Raw genomic sequence first — 17,628 nt, forward strand, 5'->3', positions numbered from 1 at the left:
TATCTTGCGATGGCCGTCCTGCTGGTCGGCACGGGCGTCCTCATGGGCTGGAACTACGCGCTGACCGTCATCAACATGGGGCTGATCTCGGCCATCATGGCTCTCGGCGTGAACCTGCAGTGGGGCTTCGCCGGGCTCTTCAACATCGGGATCATGGGCTTCCTGGCGCTGGGCGGTCTGGGCGCCGTGCTGGTCTCCATGCCCCCGGTGGCCGATGCCTGGGCGGCCGGCGGCCTGCGCACCCTGGCTGGCCTTGCCCTCGGCGTCCTCACGGTGGTCGCCGTGGTCGCCGTCAGGGGCCGCATGGCCTCCGGCCGCGCCAAGACCCTGGCCATGATCGCGGTCGGCGTCGTGGGCTACCTCGTCACGCGCGCGGTGCTCGATCCCGGCGTCGCGGCCATCGAGGCCGTCAACTCCGCCTCGACGGGCTACCTGGGCGGGATGGGCCTGCCGGTGCTGCTGTCCTGGCCGGTGGGCGGCCTCCTCGCCGCAGGCGCGGCCTGGATCATCGGCAAGACGGCCCTGGGGCTGCGCTCGGACTACCTCGCCATCGCGACGCTCGGCATCGCCGAGATCATCCTCGCGGTGCTGAAGAACGAGGACTGGCTCGCCCGCGGCGTCAAGAACGTCATCGGCGTCCCCTCGCCCGTGCCGCAGGAGATCGTCCTTCAGCGCGACCCTGCCTTCGTCGCCCGCGCGGCCGAGTTCGGACTCGACCCCGTCTCCGCCTCGACCCTCTGGGTCAAGCTGCTCTACCTGGGCCTCTTCGCCGTCGTCCTGCTGGTCCTCCTGACCCTTGCCCAGCTCGCGCTCAAGTCGCCCTGGGGCCGCATGATGCGCGCGATCCGCGACAACGAGGACGCGGCCGAGGCGATGGGCAAGGACGTGACCCGGCGCCACCTCCAGATCTTCATCCTGGGGAGCGCCATCTGCGGCGTCGCGGGCGCCATGATGGTGACTCTCGACGGCCAACTCACGCCGGGCTCCTACACCCCACTGCGCTACACCTTCCTGATCTGGGTCATGGTGATCGTCGGCGGCTCGGGCAACAACTGGGGCGCGGTGCTGGGCGGCTTCCTGATCTGGTGGCTCTGGGTCATCGTGGAGCCGCTGGGCAACTGGCTCTTCGGCCACATCATCTCTGTCCTCCCCCCAGGCTCGGGCCTCGCCGCACATCTCCACGACGCAAGCGCCCATATGCGCCTGCTGACGATGGGCGTGGTCCTGCTGCTCGTCCTGCGCTTCTCGCCGAGGGGCCTCCTCCCGGAACGGTAGGGGCCCAAGCCCCTACCGTCGCAGCCTCTTGATGAGGCTAGAGGTGTCCCAGCGCCCGCCGCCCATGGCCTGCACGTCGCCGTAGAACTGGTCCACCAGGGCGGTGACGGGCAGCGAGGCCCCGATCTCACGCCCGGTGTCGAGGCAGATTCCGAGGTCCTTCCGCATCCAGTCCACGGCGAAGCCGTGGTCGAAGTGGTCGTCGATCATGGTTCCGTGCCGGTTCACCATCTGCCACGACCCGGCCGCCCCCTGCGAGATCACCTCCACCAGCGCCCGCCCGTCGAGCCCCGCCTTCCCGGCAAAGGCCAGCGCCTCCGAGAGCCCCTGCACGAGCCCGGCGATGGCGATCTGGTTGGCCATCTTGGCCATCTGGCCGGCCCCGACCTCCCCTAGGCGCTTGCAGACGCGGGTATAGGGACGAACGATGTCCTCGGCGCGCGCGTAGTCCGCCTCGGGCCCCCCGCACATGATCGAGAGCTGGCCGTTGACCGCCCCGGCCTGCCCGCCCGAGACCGGCGCGTCCACGTAGCCGATCCCATGCTTGGCCGCCTCGGCTGCGAGTTCCCGCGTGACCCTGGCGCTGACCGTCGTGTGGTCGATGAAGAGCGTCCCCTCCGCCATCCCGGCAAAGGCCCCGTCCGGCCCGAGGCAGACGCTCCGCAGGTCGTCGTCGTTGCCCACGCAGGCCAGCACGGCCTGAGCGCCGTCGGCCGCCTCGCGGGGCGTCGGCACGCTCCGGCCGCCATGTTCCCCAACCCACGCCTCGGCCCTTGCCTGCGTCCGGTTGTAGACCGTGACCGCCGCCCCCTTGGCCGCGAGGTGCCCGGCCATGGGCCCGCCCATCACGCCCAACCCAAGGAAGGCGAGCCGCTCGCCGCCCGCTCCCGCCGCTTTGTCCGCCATGCGCTTGCCCCGCCTCTGAAAGCCTGCCAAACGAATGGCCGCCCCCTCCGCCCTCGTCAACCAACTCGCCGGGAGCCCGCGAATGGTCACCCTCTTCCGCTGGCTCTTCCGGGCGACGGTGGCCTTGGTCCTGGTGGGCGTGCTGGGCTTCGGCTTCATCTGGTGGGTCGCCTCGCGGTCCATGCCCGACTACGACGGCACTTGGGCGGTCCAGGGGATCGGCGCGCCGGTCGAGATCGTCCGCGACCACTCCGACGTGCCGCACATCTTCGGCAAGACCGACGCCGACGTCTTCTTCGCCCTAGGCTATGCCCATGCGCAGGACCGGCTCTGGCAGATGCTGATGCTCCGCCGGACCGTCCAGGGGCGCCTGTCCGAGCTCTTCGGCGAGCGGACGCTCCCCATCGACCGCCTGATGCGTCGCCTCGACCTCTACACCCTCGCGACGGCCTCCGTCGACGCGCAGGACGACGATGCCGGGGCGGCGCTCGACGCCTACAGCGCCGGGGTGAACGCCTGGCTGCAGGAGGTCAACGCCGGCGCCCGCGGTCGCGGCGCGCCCGAGATGTGGCTCTTCCCGCAGGCGATCTCGCCCTGGCAGCCCGCCGACTCGCTCGCGATCCTCAAGCTGATGGCGCTGGAGCTCAACGCCCAGCTCCCGGCCGAGGTCCTGCGCGCCCGCACCTCGCTCGATCTCCCGCCCGAGCGCCTCGCCGACATCCTCCCCGATGCGCCGGGCCAGGGCGTCGCCGCGCTCCCCGCCTATGCCGAGCTCGTCGGCCCCCTCCAGCCGAGCTACGCCGATGCCGCGCCGCGCGACCCGCTCTTTCCCAACGGAGGCGAGACGGCACTTGCGGGCGCGTCGAACGCCTGGGCCTCCGGCCCCATCCGCTCCGCCACCGGCTCCACGCTCCTCGCCAACGACCCGCACCTTCCCCTCACAGCCCCCGGCTGGTTCTACCTCGCCCGCCTGGAGCTCCAGTCCGGCGGCGTCATCGGCGGCACGATCCCCGGCCTCCCCGTCGTCATCACCGGCCGCAACGCCGACCTCGGCTGGGGCGTCACCTCCTCCTACCTCGACGACCTCGACGTCTATGCCGAGGAGGTGAACCCCCAGAACGCCGACGAATACCGCACCCCCGACGGCTGGGTCCCCTTCCGCACCCGCGCCAGCATCATCGAGGTCAAGGACGCCCCCGCCGAAACGCTGACGCTCCGCTGGACCGACAACGGCCCCGTCCTCGGCCCCGAGGACTTCGACCTCGGCCTCGTCCGTCCGCCGGGCCACGTCATGTCCGTCGCCTGGACGGCCCTCTCAGACCACGATACGACGCTGACCGCCGCCATGCACCTCATGCGTGCCCGGAGCGTGCAGGAGGGACTCGACGCGACCAAGCTCTTCGTCGCCCCCTCCCAGAACCTCACCCTCGCCGACCGGGAGCACATCGCCATGGCCCTCGTCGGCGCCATCCCCGCCCGCGACCCCGGCCACCAGAGCAAGGGCCGCCTGCCCACCCTCGGCTGGCACCCCGAGAACCGCTGGCACGGCGTCCAGCCCGTGTCCTCGAACCCGGTCTTCCTCGACCCCGAGGGCGGAATCGTCGGCAACACCAACAACAAGATCCTCGACGCCCCCTTCCCCGACCACATCTCCTACCTCTGGGGCGACACGCAGCGCATCCAGCGCTGGCAATTCCTGATGCAGGGCCGCGAGATCCACACGCGCGAGAGCTTCATCGAGGCGCAGCTCGACACCGTCTCGCCCGCCGCCCGCACGCTCCTGCCCCTCGTCGGCCGCGATCTCTGGTTCACCGGCGAAGCCGCCCCCGACGGCACGCCCGAACGTCAGCGCCAGCGCGCCCTCGCCCTCCTCGCCGAATGGAACGGCGAGATGAACGAGCACATGCCCGAGCCGCTGATCTACTCCGCCTGGATGCGCGCCCTTCAGGAGCGGCTGATCCGCGACGACCTCGGCCCCCTTGCCGACAGGTTCGACCACGTCGAGCCGCTGTTCATCGAGCGCGTGTTCAAGAACGTCGACGGCGCCTCGGCCTGGTGCGACGTCAAGCAGTCCGCCCCCGTCGAGACCTGCGACGACATGGCCCGCGAGTCGCTCGACGACGCGCTCCTCCTGATCGGGGAGCGTTACGGCACCGCCATCGAATCCTGGCGCTGGGGCGACGCCCATGAGGCTGCGCAGGACCACCCGGTCCTCGGCACGACACCCCTCCTTGCCTGGTTCGTCAACATCCGCCAGAGCACGAGCGGCGGCGACCAGACCCTCATGCGCGGCGTCACCTCGGGCCAGGAGCCGAATCCCTATCTCAACGTCCACGCCTCGGCCTATCGCGGCGTCTACGACTTCGCGGACCCTGACTCCTCGGTCTTCATCATCGCCACCGGCCAGAGCGGGCATCCTCTCTCGCCTTTCTACGACGACCTGGGCGAGTTGTGGCGGCGGGGCGAATACATCCCGATGAGCCTCGACCCGGCGCTCGCGCGAGCGGCGGCGGTGGGGGTGACGACGCTGGTGCCGACTCCGTAGGCACGAACGCGCTCCTGACGTCGGCCTCGCAAAGCCACATCGTTCCAGCGGTGCAAGGACCCGCGGCCCCCGCACCGCTCGGAAGTCGTTCTCGACGGGCTAGAACGGTCGTCATGTCAGTCACCCATTCCCACCTTTGGCCCGGCGTTCCGCTCGCGCTCGCCTCGGCCGTCCTGTTCGGAGCGTCCGCGCCCCTCTCGAAGCTGCTGATCGGCTCCGTCGATCCCTGGCTCCTGGCGGGCATCCTCTACCTCGGCGCGGGCCTGGGGCTCGTGCTCGTGCATGGGGGCCGCACCGCTCTGGGCCTCGAAGGTGTCGAGGCTCCTCTCCGCCAATGCGATGCGCCCTGGCTCGCCGCCGTGATCCTGTTCGGCGGCCTCCTCGGCCCGCTCCTGCTGATGCTGGGCCTGTCCCGTACCTCGGCCGCCTCGGGCTCGCTGCTCCTGAACCTCGAAGGCTTGGCGACGATGGGGATCGCCTGGCTGGTGTTCCGCGAGAACGTGGATCGCCGGCTCCTCCTCGGCGCGGCGGCCATCCTCGCCGGGGCCGTCATGCTGTCCTGGAGCGGGGAAGGCGCGCGGCTCGACCTGGGCGGGCTCCTCATCGCGGGGGCCTGCCTGTGTTGGGGGATCGACAACAACCTGACGCGCAAGCTCTCGTCGGCCGACCCGGTGCAGATCGCCATGCTCAAGGGGCTGGTGGCGGGGACCATCAACCTGGTGCTGGCTCTCTCGGTTGGTGCAGCCCTGCCAGGGGGTGGTTTGATCGCGGCGGGAGCCGTGGTGGGCTTTCTCGGTGTGGGCGTGAGCCTCGTCATGTTCATGCTGGCGCTGCGCCACCTCGGGGCCGCGCGCACGGGCGCCTACTTCTCGCTTGCCCCCTTCATCGGCGCGGTGCTGGCGGTGCTTCTCTTCCGCGAGACGGTCACAGCGCAACTCGTCCTCGCCGGCGCGCTCATGGGCTTGGGACTCTGGCTCCATCTCGCAGAACGCCACGAGCACGAGCACGTCCACGAGGTGCTGGAGCACGAGCACGCCCATGTGCACGACGACCACCACCGGCACCACCACGACGGCCTCGTGAGCGAGCCGCACTCACACTGGCATCGGCACGAGCCCATGCGGCACAAGCATCCGCACTATCCCGACCTTCACCATCGGCACGAGCATGAGATGCGGAATCACTGATCCCCGCACGCTGGCACGCCAACGATCAGATCAGAGCGTCAGGAACCGGTCCCTCTGCCGCGCCGTCCACCGAACCCGCACGCGCGTCCCCTTCTCCTCATCCCGCTCCTCGACGACCAGCCGGTTCTCGTGGAGCCAAGCCCGCTGCCGCCCGGCGGCGTAGGGCACGACGATCTCCTCCTCCTCGCGCGGCTCGTCCAGCCGCCGCGCGACCTCGGCGAGGAGCGCGTCCAGCCCCTCCCCGGTCAGCGCCGAGACCGGGAACACCGCCGGCGCCCGCTCGCCCTGCCGCTGCACCGTCTCCCGCGCCTCGGGGGTCAGGAGGTCGATCTTGTTCCAGACCTCGATCAGCGGCGTGGCCTCGCTGACCCCGAGGCTCCCCAGGATCGCCTCCACGTCATGCGCCTGTGCGTCGGTCTGGGGATGCGAGATGTCCCGGACGTGCAGGATCAGGTCCGCATCCAGCACCTCCTCCAGCGTTGCGCGGAAGGCCGCGACCAGCTCGGTCGGGAGGTCGCTGATGAAGCCCACCGTGTCCGACAGGATCACCTGCAGGCCCGCCGGCAGCACGATCCGCCGCATCGTCGGGTCGAGCGTGGCGAAGAGCATGTCCTTCGCCAGCACCTCGGCCCCGGTCAGCCGGTTGAAGATCGTGCTCTTCCCGGCGTTGGTGTAGCCCACCAGCGCCACGACCGGGAACGGCACCTTGGCTCGCGCCGCCCGGTGCAGCGTCCGCGTCCGCGCCACCCGGTCGATCTGGCGCTTGAGCTTGATGAGCTGCTCGTCGATGGCTCGCCGGTCGGCCTCGATCTGCGTCTCGCCGGGGCCACCGACGAAGCCGAAGCCGCCGCGCTGGCGTTCGAGGTGGGTCCAGGCCCGCACCAGCCGCGTCCGCTGGTAGCTGAGCGCCGCCATCTCGACCTGCAGCACGCCCTCGCGAGTCCGCGCGCGGTCCGAGAAGATCTCCAGGATCAGCCCCGTCCGGTCGAGGAGCTTGACCCCCCATTCCTTCTCCAGGTTCCGCTGCTGCACCGGCGATACCGGCCCGTCCACTAGGACGAGCTCAACCTCGGCCTCCGTGAACCTCGCCTTCAGCTCCTCGATCTTCCCCGATCCGAAGAGCATCCCGGGATGCACGCGCCCCAGCCTCACGACCTCCGAGCCCCGCACGTCGAGGCCCGGCAGCGCGGCGGCGAGCGCCACGGCCTCCTCGAGCGCGGGCTCCGACGGCCTCGCGTCCCGGTCGCCCTTGATGTCCGGGTGAAGGACCCAGGCGCGGGTCACCTTCTCCCTGCGGTCGAGCAAGGCCTACTCGTCCCCGTCGTAGAGGTTGATGGCCTGAGCCGGCATGATGGTCGAGATCGCGCTCTTGTAGACGAGCTGCGACTGCCCGTCCCGGCGCAGCAGCACGCAGAACGAATCGAACCAGGTGATGACGCCCTGCAGCTTCACGCCGTTGATGAGGAAGATGGTCACGGGAACCTTGGTCTTCCGGACGTGGTTGAGGAACGCGTCCTGAAGATTCTGCTTGCTGTCGGCCATTCCGGCTCCCGCCTTGTTCTTGCGGCCCTGCACAGGTGGGCCGTCCCCCTCCGACTCACTCTGCCGTGAGACAACGGGGGTTTCCATCCCCGGCGCTGGCACCGGGGACACAACTGTTGCGGGTTTGCCCTGCGGAGCGACGGCCCGGGGCGCCAGCCCCAGCACCCGCCGCGGCGCCTGTCCTTCGTCCGCCACTCAACCCTCCTCTGCGTAGACCAACCTGGGCGTGGTCTTGAGTCCCGTCACCACGCCCAGCGACTTGAGCTTACGGTGCAACGCCGAACGCTCCATCCCCACGAACGCCGCCGTCCGCGAAATGTTGCCGCCGAAGCGGTTGATCTGCGTCAGCAGGTATTCCTTCTCGAAGAGCTCCCGCGCCTCGCGCAGGGGCAGCGTGGCGAGCCCACCCGACAGCACCACGCGCCCGTCATCGCTCGCGCCCTCGTCGAGGCTCGGCAGCTCCTTGGCCGTGATGTCCCCGGCGGAATCCCCCAGGATCAGCACGCGCTCGATCACGTTGCGGAGCTGCCGCACGTTCCCCGGCCAGAGCATCGTCTGGAGAAGCGCCCGCGCATCCTCGCCCAGACGCCGCAGCGGCAGGCCCTGCGTCCGGTTCAGCACCTGGATGAAATGCTCGGCCAGGAGCGGGATGTCCTCGCGCCGCTCCTCCAGCGACGGCACGTGGATCGGCACCACGTTCAGCCGGTGGAACAGCTCCTGTCGGAAGGTGCCGCCCGCGATGGCGGCGGTCAGGTCGCGATTCGAGGACGAGATGACCCGCAGGTCGACATGGACCTTTTCGCTGCCCCCCACGCGCGCGAACTGCTGGTCCACGAGCACCCTCAGGATCTTGGACTGGGTGACGAGCGGCATGTCCGCCACCTCGTCGAAGTAGATGACGCCGCCATGGGCCTGCTCCAGCAGGCCCTTCTCGATCCCCTTGCCGGCGGACTCCCGCCCGAACAGCACCTCCTCGAAGCGCTCGGGCGCGATCGAGGCGGAGGACACCACCACGAAGGGCCCGCCCGCGCGGTTCGAGTTCGCGTGGATGTAGCGCGCCGCCGATTCCTTGCCGGACCCTGGGCTCGCCGGTCAGCATCACGCGGCCATTCGACTTCGTCACCTTGTCGAGCTGCGCCCGCAGCGCCCGGAACGAGGCGGAATCGCCCAGCATCTCGGCCTTCTGGCTGTCGCCGCGCTTCAACGCGATGTTCTCGCGCCGCAGCCGCGAGGCCTCCATGGCGCGGCGGATGACGACGAGGAGCTGCTCGATGTTGAAGGGCTTCTCGATGAAGTCGTAGGCGCCCTGCTTGATGGCCGCGACCGCGATCTCGATGTTGCCATGGCCCGAGATGATGATGATCGGGATCTCGGGATGCTCGCGCTTCACCTGCTTGAGGATGTCGATCCCGTCCATCCGGCTGTCCTTGAGCCAGATGTCGAGGATCATCAGCGAGGGAACCTCCCGGGCGATCTCGGCCATGCACTGGTCCGAGCTCCCCGCGAGGCGGGTCGTATAGCCCTCGTCCTTCAGGATGTCCGAGATCAGCTCGCGGATGTCGCGCTCGTCGTCGGTGATCAGGATGTCGCCCATCTCTTTATACCGCCCTTCTTGCCTGCGATGTTTCTGGTTGATCTGCTTCGATGCTGGGTCGCGCCTTCGTGGGAAGGCGGATGACGGCGCGAGCCCCCCGCCCTTCGGCGTCCTCCAACTGGAGGGTCCCGCCGTGTTCCTCGATGATCTTCTTGACGATGGGCAGGCCCAGGCCCGTCCCCTTGGCCCGCGTGGTCACGTAGGGCTCGAACAGCCGCGCCCGGTCCTCCGGCAAGCCGATGCCATTGTCCTCGATGGTGATGCGCGCCACGGCCCCCTCGGGCTGGAGTTGCACCTTGATGACCGGCTGGAACCCCGGCTCGGCACCTTGCTCCTGATAGCTCTCAATGGCTTCGCCGGCGTTCTTGATGAGGTTGGTCAAGGCCTGCGAGATCATGCCCGGATCGACCTCGGCCGGCACCTGCGCGGCCGGAAGGACCGAGACGAACTTCACGCCGGGCTGTCCGGCCTCCTGCAGCGTCACCGCGTCCCGCACCAGCGCGGTCAGGTCGCTGTCGCGGCGGTCCGGCTCGGGCATCCGCGCGAACTTGGAGAACTCGTCCACGATCCGCCGCAGGTCCTCGGTCTGCCGCACGATCACGTCCGTCATCTGGTCGAGGTCGCCCGCCGCCGTCTCGTCGAGGTGGCGCCGGAACTTGCGCTTGATCCGCTCGGCCGAGAGCCGGATGGGCGTGAGCGGGTTCTTGATCTCGTGCGCGATCCGCCGCGCCACGTCGCCCCAGGCCGCCATCCTCTGCGCGCTCACCAGGTCGGTCACGTCGTCGAAGGCCACCACGTAGCCCTCGAGCGAGCCGTCGTCCGCGCGCCGCGGCGACATCCGGACGAGCAGCGTCTCCTGCTTGCCGCCCCTCACCAGCGCGACCTGCTCCTGCACGACCTCCCGGCTCTCCTGAGAGAGCGCGTCGAAGAGCGGCCCGAACTCCGGCACGGCCACCGCCAGGGCGACACGCCCCGGCGCCTCGCCCACGTCGAGCAGCCGCTGCGCCGAGCGGTTGGCGAAGGTGACGCGCCCCATGGCGTCCAGGCCGACCACGCCCGAGGTCACCGAGGACAGCACCGAGTCGAAGAGCCGCCGGCGCTGCTCGATCTGCTCGGTCGTCTCCAGGAGCCGTCCTCGCTGCGCCTTGAGCTGCCGAGTCATCTGGTTGAAATGCCGCCCCAGGGCCGCGATCTCGTCGTCGCCCTCCTCCTCGATCACCCGCACGTCGAGGTCGCCTTCGCCCACGCGCTGCGAGGCGCTCAGCAGGCGTCCGATCGGCTTGGACAGCCCCTCGGCGAACCAGAGACCCAGCCAGACGGCGGCCAGGATCAGGATGACGGCGAAGCCCAGATAGAGCAGCCCGAACTCGAACAGCAGCCGCCCCTTGTCCGAATCGAGCTGCCGGTAGAGCTCCACCGTGTCCTTGGTCTCGTCGAGGAGGGACAGGATCTCCCCGTCGACGGCCCGCGTCACGTAGAGGTAGCGGTCGAGGAAGGACGGCAGCGGGATCAGCGCCCGGAACTCGTCGTTCGGCCAGTCCTCGATGATACGGATGCCCTCCGCCTGAGCGAGACGGAAATCCTCGTCGCTCGGGCGTTCGTAGGCGAACTCGTAGCTCCGAGCGCCGCGCGCCCGGATATCGCCCGCACCGTCGATGACGAAGGCCTCGGTCAGCCCCCGCTCGATCTGGGCCTGCATTCGACCCAGGGCCTGCCGGATGTCCCCGTCGGACAGGGCGACGTTGGCCTGCTTCTGCTGGTCCAGCGCCTCGGCCAGGGCCTCCCCGTCGCGGGTGAGCTCCTGCCGGTGCTCCTGCTCGTAGGCCTCGGCGGCGGCCATCGAGTTGGTGACGACCTCGCGCACCCGCTCCGAGAACCAGCCCTCGAGTCCCACGTTGATCGTCAGCACCGAGAAGACGGCGACCGTCACCGTCGGCAGCAGGGCGAGGAGCGCGAAGACCCCCACGAGCCGCAGGTGCAGCCGGCTCCCTGCCGACTTCGCCCGCCGGGCCGCGACCATGCGGGCCACCTCGCGGGCGACCAGCGCCGCGATGGCCAGGACGTAGACGAGGTCGGTCAGAAGGACGATCCGCAGGGCGGTCGAGGAGGCGCCCTGGTCGAGCGGCCCAAGCACCACATAGGTGAGGCCCGCGAGCACCGGCCCAAGGACGACGAGACCCAGCGTGGCGGCATTGCGCACGCGGCGTTCCCGCCGAAAACGCGCCAACCGCGTGAGTCCCCTGCCTGCCAGCCCCCGCTGCACGCTTGCATCGCCTCATCAAGGGGGCCCGACGGGCCCCTCCGCCCTCGCCACGGTCACCTTGGGTCAAGCCCGCAGAGCCACGGTTCTGTGGCAGGTTTACATCAACTTCCGGCGACGTGTCACGCGGATATCCAGATCCGTGATCTTTTTGCGAAGCGTGTTCCGGTTGATGCCCAGGAGGTCCGCGCAGCGCGCCTGGTTGCCGGCGGTCGCATCCAGCGCGATCTCTATGAGCGGAACCTCAACTTCGTGCAGTATCCTATCGTAAAGTCCGGCCGGAGGCAGCACGCCCCCGTGCAGGTCGAAGTACCGCCTGAGGTGCTTTGCCACGGCCGAGCGAAGTTGCTCCCCACTGTCACCGTTCCGCAACGGTTCCATGGCCGGCTGGCTGCCCAGCACGGCCTCGACCTCGCCGCGCGTGATCTCGTCGCCCATCGCGGTGACCACCAGCCGCCGCACGGCATTCTCGAGCTGCCGGACGTTGCCCGGCCAGGAATATCCGCGGACGAGGTCCAGCGCCGGCCCCGCGAAGCGCCTCGGCGGCGCGCCCTCCTTCTCGGCCTTGGAGAGGAAGTGGTCGGCCAGCAGCGGGATGTCGTCCACGCGCTCCCGCATCGCCGGCACGGCCACGGTGACGCCGCTCAGCCGGTAGAACAGGTCCTCGCGGAAGCGCCCCGCCTCCATGCGGGCCGAGAGGTCCGCGCGCGAGGTGGCCAGCACCCGCGGCGCCCCGTCCACCAGCGCGTCGAGCATCCGCACGACCCGCGCCTGCGCGTCCTCCGGAAGGTCGCCCACCTCGTCGAGAAGGATCGACCCGCCCCGGGCGCGCGCCAGTACCGTGGACGGCCCGTCCATGCCCTGCAGGTCCGCCGCCGTGACTGTCACGAAGGGCTGGCCCCGACGATCCGAGAAGTCGTGGATCGCCCGCGCGACCAGCGACTTGCCCGTCCCGGATTCCCCCGTGACGAGAACGGGAAGCGTGGTGTTCATCACCCGCGCCACGAGCTTGTAGAGCGCCTGCATCGCCGGCGTCCGCCCCACCAGCGGCAGGTCCGCCCCGCGTTCCTCGGCGGGCTTCGGTGCCATCACCCGTCGCTTCACGTCCAGCGCCCGCGCGGCGCGCTTCATCAGGTCCGGCAGGTCGAAGGGCTTGGGCAGGTAGTCGTAGGCGGCCGCCTCGTTGGCCTGGATCGCCGTCATGATCGTGTTCTGCGCCGAGATGACGATCACCGGCAGCCCTGGCCGCGCGGCGCCGATCTTCGGGATCTGCTCGATCCCGTTCCCGTCCGGCATGATGACGTCCGAGATCACGAGGTCGCCCTTGCCCTCCTCGACCCAGCGCATCAGCGTCACCAGCGAGGAGGTCGCATGGACCTTGCACCCCGCCCGGGTGAGCGCTTGCGTCAGGACCGTACGGATCGTGCGGTCGTCGTCGGCGACAAGGACGGTGCCGTCCATTCAACGTTCTCCCTCAAGGGCTTCCTCGGCGTTCTTCGGAGCGAGCGGCAACGAGACCCGGAACACCGTCCGCCCCGGCACGGAGTCCACCGATATCCATCCCCCGATGTCCGCCAGAAGCTTGGACACCAGCGCGAGGCCCAGCCCCGTCCCGTTCTCCCGCCCGGAGACGAAGGGCTCGAACACGTCCGCCGCGATCTCGGGCGGCAGGCCGGGGCCGTCGTCCACGACCTCCACCTGCAGGGGCAGCCGCGCCTGCGACCCATCGGTGCGCCTCAGCCGCAGCGAAGGCTCGTAGAAGGTCCGCAGCCGGATCGTCCCGCCCTCCGCTCCCACCTCGCAGGCATTCTTGATGAGGTTCAGGAACACCTGCAGGAGCTGGTCCGCGTCCGCCAGCGTGCGCGGCAGCGACGGGTCGTAGTCCTCCACGAAGCGCATATGCGCGCCATACCCCACCGCCGCCGACTTCCGGGCCCGATCCAGAACGTCGTGGAGGTTCACGGCCTTGAGCGTCGGCGGCCGAAGGTTCCCGAACTGCTCCACCTGCTCCAGGAGCTTCACGATCCGCCGCGACTCCTCCACGATCAGGTCGGTCAGCTCCAGGTCCGGCCCCGTCATCCCCATCGAGAGGAGCTGCGCCGCCCCGGTGATCCCGGCCAGCGGGTTCTTGATCTCGTGCGCCAGCATCTCCGCCATGCCGATCGCGCTCTTGGCGGCCTTGTGGGAGCTGACGTTCTGCGTCATCCGCGTCGCCATCTCGCGGGGGGAGACCAGCATCAGCATCCGTCCCTCGCCCCGCACCAGTGGCGCGAAGCGGATGTTGCACTGAAGGGGCGGCCTCTCGCCGGAGCCCACGTCCACGTCGTTGACGTGCAGGGACGAGCTCTCGGCCCGCGCCCGCCGGAACGCCTCCTCGAGCGGCGCGTCGATCATCACCTTGTCCCAGACGGGCGCGCCGTTGAGCGCCTTCGCCGAGAGGTTCAGGAACGCTTCCGCCGCCGGGTTCGCGTCCAGGATGCGGTCGTCCGGCGACAGGACCAGGGCCGGCACCGGCAGCGAGGTCCAGAGCGTCTCGTCCGCGATCATGCCGCCCGCGCCTCCGCGCCGCGCTCGGCCAGCGCCTCGGGCAGGAGCCGCAGCACCCGCGCGGGCTCGGGAGAGGTGAGCACCAGCGACCGCAGGTCCGCCGGAGTGCCCGCCCGGTCCATGTACCAGCCCAGATGCTTGCGCGCGACCTTCGCCCCCAGAGCGCTCCCGTAGAAGGTCAGCATCGCCTCGTAATGGCCTGAGACCATTATCACCAGATCGGTCCCGACCGGCACCTCCGGCGCCCCGCCGCCCGTCAGCCCCGCCGCGACCTGCGCCGGCACCCAGGGCGCGCCCTGCGCGCCTCGTCCGATCATCACCCCATCCGCTCCCGAGAGCCGGAGCGCCTCCCGCGCGCCTCCAAGGTCCAGGATGTCTCCGTTCGCGATCACCGGGATCGACACGGCCTCCCTGATCCGCCGGATCGCCGCCCAGTCGGCCTGCCCCTTGTAGAACTGGCAGCGCGTCCGTCCGTGGATCGTCACCATCCGCACGCCCGCCTCCTCGGCGCGGCGGGCGACATGGGGCGCGTTCAGGCAGGCGTCGTCCCACCCCAGCCGCGTCTTCAGCGTCACCGGCACCTTCACCGCACCCACGACCGCCTCGATCAGCCGCAGCGCATGGTTCGGCTCCCGCAGCAGCGCCGAGCCCGACCAGCCGTTCGTCACCTTCTTCGCCGGGCAACCCATGTTGATGTCGATGATCCGCGCGCCGTTCGCCTCGACCATCCGGGCGGCCTCGGCCATCCAATGTGCCTCCCGCCCGGCAAGCTGCACGGCGGTCAGCCCGTCCCCCAGCCCCAGCTCCGCCTTCTCCCGCACGCCCGGCTTGGCCTGCACCATCTCCTGGGAGGCGACCATCTCGGACACGACCCAGCCCACCCCGAAGCTCGCCACGAGCTGCCGGAAGGGCAGATCGGTGATCCCCGCCAGAGGAGCGAGCGCCACCGGGGGCGCCAGCACCGCGCCGCCGAGGTCGATGGGAGTCAGTTCCGCCATATCTGCCGCATGATTGAACATCTGCCTCATTTTCAGGCTTGCCGCCCTCCTAACCCGAACCCCGCCGCGCCACAACGGCAACGTCCGGCGGCGGGGCCGATCAGATGCGCTCTGCCCATTATTTCAGCGATCCCAGCGCCCTCCGGCGGGGATTTGCGCCACCTCGCCAATCCGGCTAGGGAGGGCGCCATGCGAGTGGCAGGGATCATCGTGGCAGGCGGACGGGGCACGCGCTTCGGCGGCGCGCCCAAGCAATGGCGCGAGCTCGCGGGCCGAAGCGTGGCGGACCACGCGGTCCGCGCGCTCGACCGGGCCGGCCTCTCCCCTCTCGTTCTCGTGCACCACCCCGACGATGCCGAGCAGGCCGCCCATGCCCATCCCGGCTTGATCCTGGCCCCGGGCGGCGCCACCCGGGCCGAGAGCGTCCGCGCCGGCCTCGAGGCGCTCGCCGCCGACCCGCCCGACCTCGTCCTCATCCACGATGCCGCGCGTCCCTGCGTGACGCCGACGCTCGTGGCCCGCGTCGTCGAGGCACTCTCGCGGCACGACGGCGCGGCGCCGGCCCTGCCTGTGACCGACGCGCTCTGGCGCGGCGCGGCGGCCGTCCAGGGCACGCAGCCGCGCGAGGGCCTCTGGCGCGCCCAGACGCCCCAGGGGTTCCGCTTCGGCCCCATCCTCGCCGCGCACCGCGGCCATCCCGGAAGCGCCGCCGACGATGTGGAGGTCGCGCGTGACGCCGGCTTGACCGTCGCCATCGTGCCGGGCGAGGAGGACAACCTGAAGGTCACGCATCCGGGCGACCTCGAACGCGCCGCCCGCATCCTGGGGGATCGCATGGACGTGCGCACCGGCCATGGCTACGACGTCCACGCCTTCGGGCCGGGCGACCACGTGATGCTCTGCGGCGTCCGGGTTCCGCATTCCCAAGGGGTCGTCGCCCATTCCGACGGCGACGTGGGCCTCCACGCGCTGACCGACGCCATCCTGGGCGCTCTCGCCGACGGCGACATCGGCCAGCACTTCCCGCCCTCCGACCCCCGCTGGAAGGGCGCCGCGAGCCACCAGTTCCTCCGCCACGCCAAGTCCCTCGCCGACGAGGCCGGCTTCCGGGTGACCCATGTCGACGTCACGCTGGTCTGCGAGTCGCCCAAGGTCGGCCCCCACGCCCCCGCCATGCGCGCCACCATCGCCGAGGCGCTGGGCCTTTCCCCCGACCGGGTGAGCGTCAAGGCCACCACCTCCGAGCGCCTGGGCTTCACCGGCCGTCGCGAAGGGATAGCCGCCCTCGCGACGGCGACCCTGGTGAGCCCATGAGCCGCCTGATCGCGAGCGTCCTTGGCCTGGGCCACCTCCGCCCCGCCCCCGGCACCTGGGGGTCGCTCGCCGCCGTCCTCGTGGGGTTCCTGATCGCCAGGTTCGGCGGGGCCTGGCCCTTCCTCGCCGCCACCCTCCTGGCCATCGTCCTCGCGTTCTGGTCGGTGGCGGACCTGATCTCCCGCCTCGGCGAGCCCGGCCCCCACGACCCCTCCTGGGTCGTGATCGACGAGGTCGCGGGGCAATGGATCGCGCTCGTCCCCGTCGTCCTGGGCGCCGCGAACAACGGCGTCGCGCCCGAGAGGCTCTGGCCCGGCTGGATCGCCGCCTTCCTGCTCTTCCGCCTCTTCGACATCTGGAAGCCGGGCCCCGTCGGCTGGGCGGACCGGCGACACGGCGCCGCAGGCGTGGTGCTCGACGACCTTTTCGCTGGCCTCCTCGCGGCGCTCGGTGTCATCCTCCTGGCCGGATTGGCCCATGGGGTGCTGATGCGATGACCGACCGGGCCCAGCACGACATCCCGTCGCTGGCTCAGGCCCTCCTGGAGGCGGCCCGTGCCAAGGGCCTCCACCTCGCCGTCGCCGAGAGCTGCACCGGCGGCCTGCTCGCCGGCGCCATCACCACGCAGGCCGGCTCCTCCGCGATCTTCGACCGGGGCTTCGTGACCTACTCCAACGCCGCCAAGTCCGACCTCCTGGCCGTCCGCTCCGAGACCCTGCTCAAGCACGGTGCCGTGTCCGAGGAGGTCGCCGCCGAGATGGCCCGTGGGGCGCTCGATCGATCCGAGGCCGACATCGCCGTCTCCACCACCGGCGTCGCCGGCCCCGGAGCGTCGGGGCGCAAGCCTGAGGGCCGCGTCTGCTTCGGCCTCGCCACCGCGTCCGAGCTTCGCGCCCAGACCATCGAGTTCGGCGCCCAGGGCCGCGACGCCGTCCGCGCCGCCGCCGTCCGGCACGCGCTCCGCCTTCTCCTTCAGGCGGTCGACCGCGCGCCGTAGAGTGCCTGCGCCCGCTTCTCGAAGGCGCGGACGATCTGGGTCATCGCCTGGTGGAAGAACACCCCGGCCGCGTGCTGCAGCAGGCGATTCCGGAACTCGAAGTCCGTCCGGAACGACACCTCGACCCCGTGCGGCACGTCGCGGAACTGCCAGACGCTCTCCATGTGCTTGAAGGGCCCCTGGATGTACTCCGTCTCGATCCTCTTCCGCTCCGGGTAAAGCCGCACCCGGCTCCCGAACCGTTCCTGGAACAGCTTGAACGAGATCACGAGGTCCGCCAGCATCTCCTGGTGGTCGCCCCGATCCGTCACCGACCGGATCGTCGCCCCGGCCGTCCAGGGCAGGAACTCGGGATACTTCGCGACGTCCGCAACGAGGTCGTACATCTGCTGCGCCGTGTAGGGCAGCACGCGGGTCTCGGAATGGCTGGTCACGTCGGCGGGGCCTCCTTGTCCGGGGTCAT

The 17,628-nt window shown here is 70.4% G+C and carries 14 protein-coding genes and 1 pseudogene; 6 read left to right on the top strand and 9 right to left on the bottom strand.

Features of this window, described 5'->3' with window-relative positions; translation table 11 throughout:
- Positions 1-9: 9 nt before the first annotated feature.
- Complete coding sequence (locus RUMESO_RS06795) at positions 10-1,275, top strand: branched-chain amino acid ABC transporter permease (protein WP_245639185.1); 1,266 nt, start codon at positions 10-12, stop codon at positions 1,273-1,275.
- A 12-nt stretch (positions 1,276-1,287) separates the two neighbouring features.
- Here the strand turns inward: RUMESO_RS06795 and RUMESO_RS06800 are convergent, their stop codons facing one another.
- Entirely contained in the window at positions 1,288-2,181 is an 894-nt protein-coding gene (locus tag RUMESO_RS06800) for an NAD(P)-dependent oxidoreductase (RefSeq protein ID WP_037279127.1), read from the bottom strand.
- Between the two features lie 82 nt (positions 2,182-2,263).
- Between RUMESO_RS06800 and RUMESO_RS06805 the strand changes: the two genes are divergently transcribed.
- Both RUMESO_RS06805 and RUMESO_RS06810 read left to right on the top strand, forming a co-directional pair.
- A complete protein-coding gene (locus RUMESO_RS06805; protein ID WP_037279129.1) occupies positions 2,264-4,726 on the top strand; it encodes a penicillin acylase family protein in 2,463 nt (820 codons plus the stop codon).
- A gap of 113 nt (positions 4,727-4,839) precedes the next feature.
- Positions 4,840-5,913 carry a DMT family transporter gene (locus RUMESO_RS06810; RefSeq protein WP_037279131.1) on the top strand — a complete coding sequence of 358 codons (1,074 nt, stop codon included), beginning with the start codon at positions 4,840-4,842 and terminating at the stop codon, positions 5,911-5,913.
- Between the two features lie 30 nt (positions 5,914-5,943).
- Here the strand turns inward: RUMESO_RS06810 and hflX are convergent, their stop codons facing one another.
- From hflX to dusB, 7 genes and pseudogenes are all read right to left on the bottom strand, one after another.
- Positions 5,944-7,218 carry a GTPase HflX gene (hflX, locus tag RUMESO_RS06815; protein WP_037279134.1) on the bottom strand — a complete coding sequence of 425 codons (1,275 nt, stop codon included), beginning with the start codon at positions 7,216-7,218 and terminating at the stop codon, positions 5,944-5,946.
- Between the two features lie 3 nt (positions 7,219-7,221).
- On the bottom strand, positions 7,222-7,455 hold the full coding sequence (hfq, locus tag RUMESO_RS06820) for an RNA chaperone Hfq (RefSeq protein WP_037279136.1): 234 nt from the start codon (positions 7,453-7,455) through the stop codon (positions 7,222-7,224).
- Between the two features lie 195 nt (positions 7,456-7,650).
- Positions 7,651-9,049 (bottom strand): annotated as a pseudogene (gene ntrX / locus RUMESO_RS06825) (nitrogen assimilation response regulator NtrX).
- Positions 9,050-9,053: 4 nt separating this feature from the next.
- Positions 9,054-11,249, bottom strand: a complete 2,196-nt coding sequence (locus RUMESO_RS06830) for a sensor histidine kinase NtrY-like (RefSeq protein WP_037279138.1) — start codon at positions 11,247-11,249, stop codon at positions 9,054-9,056.
- A gap of 159 nt (positions 11,250-11,408) precedes the next feature.
- Positions 11,409-12,770, bottom strand: a complete 1,362-nt coding sequence (locus tag RUMESO_RS06835) for a sigma-54-dependent Fis family transcriptional regulator (protein ID WP_037279142.1) — start codon at positions 12,768-12,770, stop codon at positions 11,409-11,411.
- Positions 12,771-13,856 carry a two-component system sensor histidine kinase NtrB gene (locus RUMESO_RS06840; protein ID WP_037279143.1) on the bottom strand — a complete coding sequence of 362 codons (1,086 nt, stop codon included), beginning with the start codon at positions 13,854-13,856 and terminating at the stop codon, positions 12,771-12,773. It lies immediately after the preceding gene.
- Entirely contained in the window at positions 13,853-14,854 is a 1,002-nt protein-coding gene (gene dusB, locus RUMESO_RS06845) for a tRNA dihydrouridine synthase DusB (RefSeq protein WP_037279145.1), read from the bottom strand. The genes RUMESO_RS06840 and dusB overlap by 4 nt, the downstream gene beginning before the upstream one ends.
- A 189-nt stretch (positions 14,855-15,043) precedes the next feature.
- On the opposite strand from dusB, the gene RUMESO_RS06850 reads away from it, so the two are divergent.
- From RUMESO_RS06850 to RUMESO_RS06860, 3 genes are read left to right on the top strand one after another with little or no spacing between them, the layout of a single operon-like run.
- Positions 15,044-16,168, top strand: coding sequence for a bifunctional 2-C-methyl-D-erythritol 4-phosphate cytidylyltransferase/2-C-methyl-D-erythritol 2,4-cyclodiphosphate synthase (locus tag RUMESO_RS06850; protein WP_037279147.1), 1,125 nt, complete (start codon positions 15,044-15,046; stop codon positions 16,166-16,168).
- Positions 16,165-16,665 carry a phosphatidylglycerophosphatase A family protein gene (locus tag RUMESO_RS06855; RefSeq protein WP_037279149.1) on the top strand — a complete coding sequence of 167 codons (501 nt, stop codon included), beginning with the start codon at positions 16,165-16,167 and terminating at the stop codon, positions 16,663-16,665. The genes RUMESO_RS06850 and RUMESO_RS06855 overlap by 4 nt, the downstream gene beginning before the upstream one ends.
- On the top strand, positions 16,662-17,165 hold the full coding sequence (locus RUMESO_RS06860; RefSeq protein ID WP_037279151.1) for a CinA family protein: 504 nt from the start codon (positions 16,662-16,664) through the stop codon (positions 17,163-17,165). Before RUMESO_RS06855 ends, RUMESO_RS06860 begins: the two co-directional genes overlap by 4 nt.
- Here the strand turns inward: RUMESO_RS06860 and RUMESO_RS06865 are convergent.
- On the bottom strand, positions 17,141-17,599 hold the full coding sequence (locus tag RUMESO_RS06865; RefSeq protein ID WP_037279152.1) for a type II toxin-antitoxin system RatA family toxin: 459 nt from the start codon (positions 17,597-17,599) through the stop codon (positions 17,141-17,143). The two genes, RUMESO_RS06860 and RUMESO_RS06865, sit on opposite strands and share 25 nt — an antisense overlap.
- Positions 17,600-17,628: the final 29 nt, after the last annotated feature.

It is taken from the genome of Rubellimicrobium mesophilum DSM 19309, from assembly GCF_000600335.2.
GTDB classification, from domain to species: Bacteria; Pseudomonadota; Alphaproteobacteria; order Rhodobacterales; family Rhodobacteraceae; genus Rubellimicrobium; species Rubellimicrobium mesophilum.